We start from the raw sequence: 9,669 nt of genomic DNA, 5'->3' as shown, positions 1-9,669 counted from the left end.
GTCTGCCCCCTTAGGCGGTGAAGTTAACGGCACCGTTGCTCATGGCGCTGATGCTCCAGGTGGCAGCGTCGGAATACGGGCTGTCATCGGACCATTCGGTCACGATGAACGGGCCTTCGTACTTGCTGCCGTCCGGATAGATGATCTGGAACCAGACCTTGGGCTGGTTGGCCGTGGCCGCGCCCGGGCTGATGACATGGGCCTTCAGCTCTTTCTGGTTGAACACCGCATCGGTGTAGGTCACGCCGTCGCCGGAGAACTCGGCGGACTTGAAGGTGACCAGGTTGGTCTTGGTGAAGGACGGCGACTGGTCTGCGGTGGTGTCCACGGTGTCCCAGCTGGCCTTCATGCCCTTGCCGCGCATCATGCCCAGACGCTTGTAGGTCAGGCCGCTGCTGACGGCGTTTTCATCCGCGATGGCGAAGTTGACGACGACATCGCGTCCGGTATATGCACCCATGGTGTGGTGTCCTCAGTTGGTGATCGTTGATATTGCGATTTCGAACATGGGGCGCCCGTCGTCGGTGAACGATGAGACCGGCTCCCCCGCTTGAATCAGGACCAGAGTTCCCGCGCTCGTTCGCGTCGCCTCAATCACTGCTTCAGCAGCGCCTGATGCTATGGAGACCTCTTCTCCCAGCGCTCCGATGAGGATCAGCGTAAACAGCGGGCGGCGCACCAACTCGGCCGGCAGGCCACCCGCCGGCTTCAGTACGGCATAGCGCGCATCCTTTGCGCCATCCATCCAGCGCCCGAACTGGATGCGCCAACCGGCCCCCAGGACCGAAGCCAGGAAGTTGCGGATCTCGTCTGCTGCACTCATACCTTCATCACCTTCTTCATCACCGCGTCAATGTTTGGTGCCGCCCGCTCAAAGCCCTTCTTCAGGAACTCCTTCTCGGCGGTCGCGCGGCGGAAGTTCTGGTGGTTCGCTGGGTCATGGACCGCCATTGCGTATTCGGCTGTGTAACCAACGCGCCCCACCACTTTGTCGCCCTCCTCTCCCACGGCGCGGAATTGGCTGTTCAGCAGCAACGAGGTATCGATGGGTGTCAACACGCTGGCCTCGGAAGCGCCGAGGACCAACGCTTGGTTGATGACCCGCGCCGCGCGGTGCTTGGTGGTCTCGGTGAACTGCGGGAGCCGGTTCTTCACCTTTGCTTTGGTCGCCATATCAGGTGGCCACCATGTAGTCGTCGGCCTTGCGGTCGAAGGTGTCCGCGTCGCGTGTGACCAGGCGGACCTCATAGGCCCCAGCCGCCACGGGTGACACCAGCGCACTCTCCCCGATGAGCAGCATGTCGCCTTGCTTGATGTCGGCCTTCTCGGTGTAGACCACCTGGCGGGAGGTGAACTCCACGCCCTTGGCGTCTGTCATGCGCTTCGACTCCGACGAGTAGTCGCACAGGAAGACAGCCGGCGGCCCATAGGTCGCGGAGCCCGTCCAGTCGTCCCGGCCCAACAAGGGCCATACGGTGGCCTTCGCGGTGTAGCTCCAGCGGGCGGATGCGCTCATGGATCAAGAGAACGCCAGAGCACGCTGCCGGTCCTGCAGCTGTGCTTCGGTCATCACGTCCACCGTCGCGCGGTTGGCGTCGAGGTAGTCCAGCAGCCCCACCAGCGTGGCGTTGCTCTCGGTGATGCCGTGGAAGATGAAGCGCATGACCCCTTTCTGGGAGATCGCTTTATCGATCAGGGTCTGCATGTGGGCCGCCGTGTGGATGGTGGTATCCACACCGAACGCCTGCAGGTTGTAGGGGTCCGGAGTCGGGGTGCATTCGGCGCGGATGGAACTCACCTGGGCAGCCGACCAGATGGTGTAGGAACGCATCGTGCGGAAGCTTTTCCTGAACACCTCATCCCGCGCAGAGCCCAGGGACACGTTGGAGAAATAGCTGCCATCGGCACCACCCCGGAACCCCTCGGCCTCATAGAAGGCCCGCATGGCCGACATCTTGGCCGCGAACTCCGGCAGCGTGTCGGACGGGTTTTCCGTGTCCCAGGCCTGCGACGCGATCTGCCAACCGTACTCATCCTGCAGGCGCTTCAGCTGCTTGATGGTCATTTGGAATTCATCGTTGGAACTCCGGATCACACTGCCGAGGGCGCCCGGGTAGCAGACCCCAGGCAATCCACGGTTGACCATCGTCCGAGCGGCCGCAAACCAGGTGTCCGACCGGCAGTCATCGAATCCGATGATCACGGCGGCCTTGGTCAGCAGGTTCGGGCAGGCGAAGATATTGCCCACCAGCATGTTGCCGATCGACGCGCTGGAGATCTGAATTCCTGCAGTGACGATGCCAGTGATCGCGCCAGGCGTTCCCACGGCGGTGAAATTCGCCGCAGGCACCGCGAAGGTCTGCCAATACTGCCCGGTTTTCAGCGTCCCGCCGTGTGGGTACAGCACCTCTGCCTGCCAGTAATTGGCGCTCGAGGCGCCGACCTGGCCGCTTGTGTAGAGGCGGATCCGCAGGTTGTCCGGAGGCGACCCGGATAGCAGCTTCAGCGTGATGTAGATGTTGTTGCCGGTGACGTCGTAGGCGTAGGTATTGCCGACCGCACGGGACACGACGACGTCGCTATTTGCCGGCCAGTTGATCCGCACGGACTGGCCGTTGGTGGCCGCCCCGCCGTTGGACGAGTTGGAGGCATTCCATGCCTCTCCGATGAATGGGTCCGTGTAGTCGCTGTTGACCCCGATGTTGCCGCTGTTGATGACGGTATTGACGGAGGTCGGGCTGAAGAACGTGGCCAGCGACTTGCGGCGCGGGTAACCCACGGTGGGCGGTGCCGACTCGCGCGGGGACGTGAAGGGTCGATAGCCGGAATAGTTGCTGATGCCAGTCACGCCGGGCGGGGTGACGATCGCCTGCGGCGTCAATTGCACGGTCGCCTTCGAGCCTGCGGCGGACACCGCCAGACCGCTGCTGAAGTTCAGGGCGGAAGCGGCCGAGATCACCTGGCTGGCCGCCTGCTCCACCGCGACGGCGCCTCCGCCGCCCCCCGCGGCAACCTCCACGCCGTCGGCATAAAGCTTTCCGTCCGTGCCCTGCTGGACCGAGGCCTGACGCTCCAGTCCATAGCTCACCGTCCCAGAGGTTGCCCGAACGCGCAGCAAGGCTGGCACGCTGTAGGGCCCGAAACTCTGGGAGTTGGCGGTCACAGTGGCGCCCTGGGATGCGCCATACAGCGCTTCAACTGCCGCAACGCCAGGCGTGCTCACGCGCAGGACCTGGCCAGGATTGAGAGGGACCTTGGCCGACAGGCCTTGTGCGAGATCGGACATGAAAGCTCCGGTCAGACGACCATGAAGAGGGTGGAACCGGCAGGGTCGGGGCCGACGATGGCGGCGACCGTGCCGGCGGTGTCCAGAGCGGCAAGCGAGCGGCGCAGGGCCGTCAGGTCACCGTCCGGGTTCTTGAATGAGCGGGACGCCCCCGAGGGGGCTCCCTGGGATTGGATGCGCCGGGGAGATCCGGCGGCGGCCTTGATCGCGACGGCCATGCACTGCACCATCACCTGCGTTGAGGCGCTGTAGCCGGCGGCCACCATGGCGGGCTCAGTGGCGGCCACCTCGGCGACAGCGGCATCAACGATGAACGACGGCACGCTGACGCCCAGCGCCTGGTCAAGGTACTCGGTCGCCTGCGTGCTCGTGATCATTGCTTGGCCTTGCCCTTCGAGCCCTTGGCCGCCTGTGCTGCGTCGGCCTCCAGTGCGGCGCGCTCAGCGGCGGCTTGTTGATCGATTTCGCTGCCGACGCTGCCCTGGGGCTTGGTCTGCAGTTCCAGGATCAACTGATCCTTCTCGGCCAGCTGCTCGCGCAGGCCAGCGTTCTCCGCCAGCAGTTCCTGCCGCTGGATCTCGAAGGACTGTTCCGCCTCCTCGATGCGGCGGACCGCCTCCTTTCGCAGCGACTGGAACGCCTCTTGCACTTCCGCCGAATCGAGGCTCAGCGACACCGTGATTTCGGACGGTGCAGCGACAGTGTGAGCCGCCTCCTCTTCGTCGCCGACCGGCACGCACTTGCCGACAGCCCATCCCGGAACCTGCTCGGCTTGGAACTCGACCACGGACCCGACCGAGGCCCCGGAGGGCCAGGGCGCTTTCAGGTGAGTGATGTGCACCTTCATGATCAGGCCCTCGTCAGGTGAGCGATCGGGCAGCGGCCATCGAAGTCCGACTTCAACTGCGTGGCGGCGGCGGCCATGGTGCCGAAGGTGTAGTCATCCTCCGGGTTGTGGCGGGCCTTGGGCCGGGTGACCAGCGGCATGGCGTTCAGGACGGTGCCCCAGTCGCTGGTGTCGATGTCGCTGATGCCGATCACCTCGTCAGCCGGCACGCGGGAGACGGGGATGATCTCGGCAATGCCCTTGATCTCCAACAGGCGCTGCAGGATGGTCTTCGGATAGCCAGCCACGAACTCGTTGATGTCCGCGTAGGTGTAGTCCGTGTAGTTCAGGAACACGGTCACGCGGCCGAAGTTGTTGTCACCCAGCAGCTGGAAGATCAGCGCCTGGAACACGGCCAGCCAGTTGGCACCGGTGGCGCCCTGCAGGGTGATGCCCGTCACCGCAGTGTTGCGCAGCGGGAAGTTTCGCAGGCCGTAGATCTGGGTACCGGCCACGCTGATGCCAGCCTCGCCGTTCAGCGCCATGTTCTCCATGCGCTCGGCGATCTTGCGGACGTTGTTGGCGATGGTGGTGGTGTCGATACCGGCCGGGCCCTTCTGCATCACCGCCATTTGGCGCCAGCCGAAGCGGGCGTAGGCGTCGAAGATGGGAACCGGAGTGCCTTCATAGGTCACCAGCGCCTGGTCGGCCTTGCCTTCGGAGCGGCCATCCATGGACACGTGCACTTCGCCGCTGTCGGAGACCTTCGGGAAGTAGTTCACCAGATCGCCGATGCTCACCGGGGTGGAGTTGGCGCGGGCCAAGCGGTTGAACACACCCAGCACGTCTCGCTGGATCTGAACGGTGCGCTGGTCGATGCGGCGCCAGGCATCCAGCGGGATGACCGAAGCGTTGCCGACGATGTCGCGATGGTTCACGGCCAGCGCAACCTGGGTCTGGTTGAAGCCTTCGCGGGCGGCATTGACCGCCAGCTCTTGCTCATTGGTGAAACGGAGCATGCTCCCTCCTTATGCCTTGGTGTAGAAGTTGGCGATGACCACGTCGGCGAGGTCACCGGCGGCCTTCGTGGCGCCAGCGGCGTCATAGAAGGCCACGACGATGTTCCCGGCTGCGGCAGCAGCCAGGCGACCACCCGCAGCAACGGTCAGTTCCTGACCATTGGTGTAGGTGCCAGCAGCCACGGCCCACTGGTATTCCTGGCCGGGCTCCAGCAGATGGGCCACGCCGGTATCGCCGGACGTGTAGGCCGTCTTCAGCTGGTCAGTGCTGTCGAAGTGGCCCAGGGCGTAGAAGTCGCGGTTGGAAAGCAGCGCCAGCCGGCCGCCACTGGGCGACGTGGCCTGCGAGAACTGCGTAGCGCCCACCGTCACGGCGGTGCACGGCAGCAGAGCGCCGTTGACCGTGCGGTTGCTGATGGTCTTGGGTTGGCGGTCATGGGGGCCGCGATAGACACGGTTCGGCATTTACTTGCCCTCCTTCTCGAAGTGGGAGTTCAGGGAGTAGCCCTTGAACTCGCTTTCGCCCTCGGCCTTGCCGCCGGCCGGGGTCACCGGCGCAGCCTTGGTATCCTTGGCGGCGTTGGCCTTCAGTTCTTTCAGGCGGTCCAGACCGAGCGCCTTGAAGTCGCCCACGGTCAGCGAGGAGTTGGCGGCCAGCTCGGTCGCCAGGGTGGTGACCTCGGCGTCCTTGGCGGCGTTTGCGGCCAGCTCCAGCTCGGCGAGCTTCGAATTGGCAGCGTTCAGCTTGTCCTCGCCGGGCTTCTTGACGAGGGCGTTGTAGGCGTTCAGCAGGTCGTCATCGGACTTGCCTTCCACCTGGATACCGGCTGCGTTGAGCGCGGCGAGGATCTTGTCTTTCACGTGATCGTCCTTGCGGTTGGTGATTGGGTGGTAATCGACCCGCCGAACCACTTCGACCGGGCTTCCAGAAAATGCTACGGAGCCGTCAGAAGAGACGGAGTAGTCCTGTTTGAAGAGGCGACCATCCTTGTCGCGCCAGACGGCATAGCGCTCAAAAACCTCCTGGAGCCAGGCGCCCTCGGGCAGCAGGCCATACAGTCCGCCGGTGATCTGATCGAAGCTGACGTCCGTAGTGCCATTGCCTACCAGGCGGCGGACAAGCGCTCGCAGGCCAGCCAGTACACCCTCCTCGCGGCGGTCCTGCGGCTCGGTGTTCACCTGGACGCACTCGACCTCTTCCTCTTCGCCCGCGGCGTTCAGGAACATGCCGACCCCCTGCTCCGGCGTGCCGGCGCCCTGCTCGTTCAGCAGGATGGCGAGGTGGTCGTACTGGAGGTTGGTGGCGATCCGGCTGTACTTCTTCCCCAGGCTCTCGCCGTTGGCCTGGATGGCCTCAACGAACAGGCCGGTGCTGACATGGATGGGGTCGGCGGCATTGCCTGCGATCACCTCATCGAGCCGCTTCACCAGCTTCTGGCCGTCAGCGTGCGCCATGGCCTGAGCCTCATTCACATGGATGTCCACCAGAGACCGGCCGCCTTCGTGGCGAGCGTTGGTGCAGATGGCGCCCATGTACGCGTTGAATAGGGCCTCACCGTCCCGGGCGCTGATGTACTGGCCGTTCTTGTTTTTCGGGTGCCCGGCCGGCGCCGGCTTCCCGTTCAGCGTCGCAATGCCCTTGGCCAGCTGATCCGCCGGATAGAGCATGCCGTTCATGACGATGTCGTCCACCGCCCCGCACACGCCCTTGATCAGGTACTTCCCGCCTTCCTTGCTCACCGCAGAGGCGTTGACAGCGGTGAGGATGCGAATGAGCTTCTTTGCCATGCGGGTGCATGCTAGGAAGACGGCAAGAGAAAGGGCCCCGGCATTGCGCGCGGGGCCCTTCTGGTTCTGGATGTCTGAGGGTGTGAGGGTGTGAGGGTGTGAGGGTGTGAGGGCGTTACTGTGGTGCTGTTCTGTGCCACCCCTTGGGCCCCACGGGGGCCGGGAGAGGTCTCATGTTTCACACCAGCGGTCAGGGAGCTCGCCCTCACGAATCCAAATACTACGGAGCCGGTTTCCAATCCTTTTTCTCCTTCGCCATCGCCTGCTTGAGGGTGTCGGAGAGGATGGGCTTGTTGTCGTCATCCAGCAGGCACTCGGTCTGGCTGCAGTGGCAGCTGTACCGGTTTCCGTTCTTGGCGTAGAACTCGCGGCATTCCTTCGAGGTGTAGACCTGTCCGTGCCGGGCCGCGTGCGTGGCGCGGGTGGTGGGCAGTAGAGCTGAAGTCCACAGCAGGCCGATGTTCAGCCCGAACTCGGCCTCTGCCTGATCCCGCTCCGCCCACCGGGCCTGCCTCAACGCGTCAGTAATGTCGGTCTGGGCGAAGGCCTTAGCCTTGCTGGCGCTGACGTCCAAGCGGTCACGGATCAGCGTCCTGACCTCCTTCGGGCTGCGGCCATCCGCCACAGCGCTCCCGATGATCTGGGCCAGCTCCGCCCGCACCTGTGCGCTTTGCCCGGTCCAGTGCTCGTAGCTCTTCACCTGGGCCAGGCCGACCCGGTTGCGGTAGGGCTCACTCCGGACGATGGTGGCCAGGCTCCGCGATGCGGCGTACGCCTCAGACAGCCGTGTGAGGTTGGCGGCCGACTGCGCGGCCCCGGTCTGCGACGCGTCGGACACGTAGGGCGACCACCAGAACGAATGCGCCGCCTCCCGGCCGCTGGCGATCCAGTAATCCAGGGCCGCCTGCAGCTCCCCATTGAGCGCTGTCAACTCCTCGGGGGTCAGGCCATACAGCACCGATTGGGCTTCGTTGACAGAGTAGGTCCGGATGCTGTCGAAGAGCTGTAGCACCCTCTCGGTCAACCCGGCGAAGCGCCGCGAGATCTCCGCCCGGGCCCGGCGGATGATCGGGACCGTCCCGGTGCGCTCCTGGCGCGTTCCCGGGATGATGGGGTTTAGCTTCCTCGGCCTCATCTCTCACCCACATCATGCCCAAGCAACCCCATTCTCACCATGCGATTCGGAGGTCCCACGGGCTTTTCACCTGGCCCCGCAATGGCGATCATGGTTGGTACACGATTGCGACCCGTGCACGCCAGTACTGCGATGAGTGCGTAAATGGTCAGACCGGGGCACAGCGCCACTAGGATCCACCAGCCCGGGTTCACTGCTTTCCTCCTGGTACGGTCTTGCTCGCCGCAGCGGGGTCAGCGTTGGGGTCGGCTGCCGGGCCCACCGGCGGCGTCTCTTCCTTGAACTCGTCTCCCGCGCCGGCCGCGCGTTCCTCAAAGCCCCCTACCTTCCGGATCTCGTTCAGGTCGAAGATCGGCTCCAGGGAGCCACCGTCATAGGCCGTCTTGTTGGCCGTGACCATTTTCACCGCGTTGTCCAGGCGCTGCTCATCGCTGGGGGCGCCAAGGTCCGGCCACTCGATTTCGAACTCACCCGCCGCGATGATCCCGCAAGCCTGCATGCGCTGCACAAACTCGGTGAGCATGGGGGTGAGGGTGTTGAGCTGGCGACCCACCGCCCGGGCGATGTAGTCCTTCTGGTCCTCGTCGCTGGCCAGGCGGCCGGTCTGCTGACCGAAGAGCACGGTAAACGGCAGGCCCACCGATGCCGAAAACTCATTGGCCGCGATGGTCCACTGGGGCGACAGGTCGGAGGCCTGCGTCTGCAGCGTGGTGGCCGTGCCACCTTGCATCACGATAGCCGCATCCTGATTCCGGTTGATGGCCTTGGCCCGCTCTTCGTGCAGCGCCTTGACCTCTTTCGGATCTCCGCCGCTCGCCTGGACAGCTTCTTGCGGGTTCGCAGCCGCGTCGTACTGGAATACCACCGTGCGGGCGCTGTTCTTCAGCGCCGACTCTGCACCGCCGCCTCGCAGCTTCTCCAGATCCACAAGCGCATTGAAGCCTGCCTTCAGCAGCGGCACGCCCTCGAAGAAGTCGTCACCATCTGCACCCTCGGCCAGGATCTGGACCCGCGACGGGTGCACGTCGGCCCACATCTCTGGCTTGGCCTGGATGTCCCCGGTGGATGACGCACTACGGGCCCGGTACTGGAACATCCGCGGCTTGCCGTAGGTGTCCGGGTCATCCTGGTCGTCGTGCCAGTCCGTGACCTTGATCTGGTCCTCATAAAGTGGGATCAGGTCCTTGAGTGCATCGCCCTTTGACAGTGGCTCACTCAGCGGCCGACCATCCGCAACACGGTAGATGAGCGCCGAGAACCGGCCCACCAGGTTGCGTCGGTCGAAGCCCATCAGCTTCTGCCATCCGTTGATGGGCCTCAGCAGTGCCGTGATCGCCTCCTCCCAGGGCGTGGCCTTGTCCGCCTCAGGTTGCTTGATGCGAGGTAGCTGCTCCCAGCACTTTCCGAGGATCTTGTGCACGGCGCCGTGGGCGGGTCCGCCTCGCTCGTACGCCTGACGGTAGTCGGAAAAGCACAGGTCAGTCTTGTAGCCGTATTGGCGCCACGCGTCAGGGCGCTTTGCATCCAGCGATCCAACGAAGCCCGCAAGGAATTCCTCGCGAGCTCGGGCTGCCTGGGTCAATTCGTAGGTGTTGGTGATGATCTCGGCCATGGG

12 protein-coding genes are annotated in these 9,669 nt (G+C 64.4%); all 12 read right to left on the bottom strand.

The window, feature by feature from the left end; translation table 11 throughout:
• Nucleotides 1–10 precede the first annotated feature (10 nt).
• The 12 genes from OU995_RS11965 to OU995_RS11910 all read right to left on the bottom strand — a co-directional run bounded on the left by OU995_RS11965 (nt 11) and on the right by OU995_RS11910 (nt 9,666).
• Nucleotides 11–460 carry a phage tail tube protein gene (locus OU995_RS11965; RefSeq protein WP_267835772.1) on the bottom strand — a complete coding sequence of 150 codons (450 nt, stop codon included), beginning with the start codon at nt 458–460 and terminating at the stop codon, nt 11–13.
• Between the two features lie 12 nt (nt 461–472).
• Complete coding sequence (locus OU995_RS11960; RefSeq protein WP_267835771.1) at nt 473–823, bottom strand: hypothetical protein; 351 nt, start codon at nt 821–823, stop codon at nt 473–475.
• Nucleotides 820–1,173 (bottom strand): hypothetical protein, encoded by a 354-nt coding sequence (locus OU995_RS11955; protein ID WP_267835770.1) that lies wholly within the window; start codon nt 1,171–1,173, stop codon nt 820–822. The genes OU995_RS11960 and OU995_RS11955 overlap by 4 nt, the downstream gene beginning before the upstream one ends.
• 1 nt (nt 1,174) lies before the next feature.
• The gene (locus OU995_RS11950) at nt 1,175–1,516 is read right to left on the bottom strand and encodes a hypothetical protein (RefSeq protein WP_267835769.1); all 342 of its coding nucleotides are present in this window, start codon (nt 1,514–1,516) and stop codon (nt 1,175–1,177) included.
• A gap of 3 nt (nt 1,517–1,519) precedes the next feature.
• Nucleotides 1,520–3,286, bottom strand: coding sequence for a hypothetical protein (locus tag OU995_RS11945; protein ID WP_267835767.1), 1,767 nt, complete (start codon nt 3,284–3,286; stop codon nt 1,520–1,522).
• A gap of 11 nt (nt 3,287–3,297) precedes the next feature.
• Entirely contained in the window at nt 3,298–3,663 is a 366-nt protein-coding gene (locus OU995_RS11940; protein WP_267835766.1) for a DUF7370 family protein, read from the bottom strand.
• On the bottom strand, nt 3,660–4,133 hold the full coding sequence (locus OU995_RS11935) for a hypothetical protein (protein WP_267835765.1): 474 nt from the start codon (nt 4,131–4,133) through the stop codon (nt 3,660–3,662). Before OU995_RS11935 ends, OU995_RS11940 begins: the two co-directional genes overlap by 4 nt.
• A gap of 2 nt (nt 4,134–4,135) precedes the next feature.
• Complete coding sequence (locus tag OU995_RS11930; RefSeq protein WP_267835764.1) at nt 4,136–5,131, bottom strand: major capsid protein; 996 nt, start codon at nt 5,129–5,131, stop codon at nt 4,136–4,138.
• Between the two features lie 9 nt (nt 5,132–5,140).
• Nucleotides 5,141–5,596 carry a hypothetical protein gene (locus OU995_RS11925; RefSeq protein WP_267835763.1) on the bottom strand — a complete coding sequence of 152 codons (456 nt, stop codon included), beginning with the start codon at nt 5,594–5,596 and terminating at the stop codon, nt 5,141–5,143.
• Nucleotides 5,597–6,919, bottom strand: coding sequence for a hypothetical protein (locus OU995_RS11920; RefSeq protein ID WP_267835762.1), 1,323 nt, complete (start codon nt 6,917–6,919; stop codon nt 5,597–5,599). It abuts the gene before it with no gap.
• 220 nt (nt 6,920–7,139) lie between these two features.
• Nucleotides 7,140–8,054: a phage minor head protein gene (locus OU995_RS11915; protein ID WP_267835761.1), complete on the bottom strand. Its 915-nt coding sequence runs from the start codon at nt 8,052–8,054 to the stop codon at nt 7,140–7,142.
• A gap of 190 nt (nt 8,055–8,244) precedes the next feature.
• The gene (locus OU995_RS11910) at nt 8,245–9,666 is read right to left on the bottom strand and encodes an anti-CBASS protein Acb1 family protein (RefSeq protein ID WP_267835760.1); all 1,422 of its coding nucleotides are present in this window, start codon (nt 9,664–9,666) and stop codon (nt 8,245–8,247) included.
• Between the last annotated feature and the right edge of the window lie 3 nt (nt 9,667–9,669).

The organism is Roseateles sp. SL47 (assembly GCF_026625885.1).
Lineage (GTDB): Bacteria > Pseudomonadota > Gammaproteobacteria > Burkholderiales > Burkholderiaceae_C > Roseateles.
The sequence above is the reverse complement of the archived record's forward strand: the minus strand, read 5'-3'. Positions and strand labels throughout refer to the sequence as shown.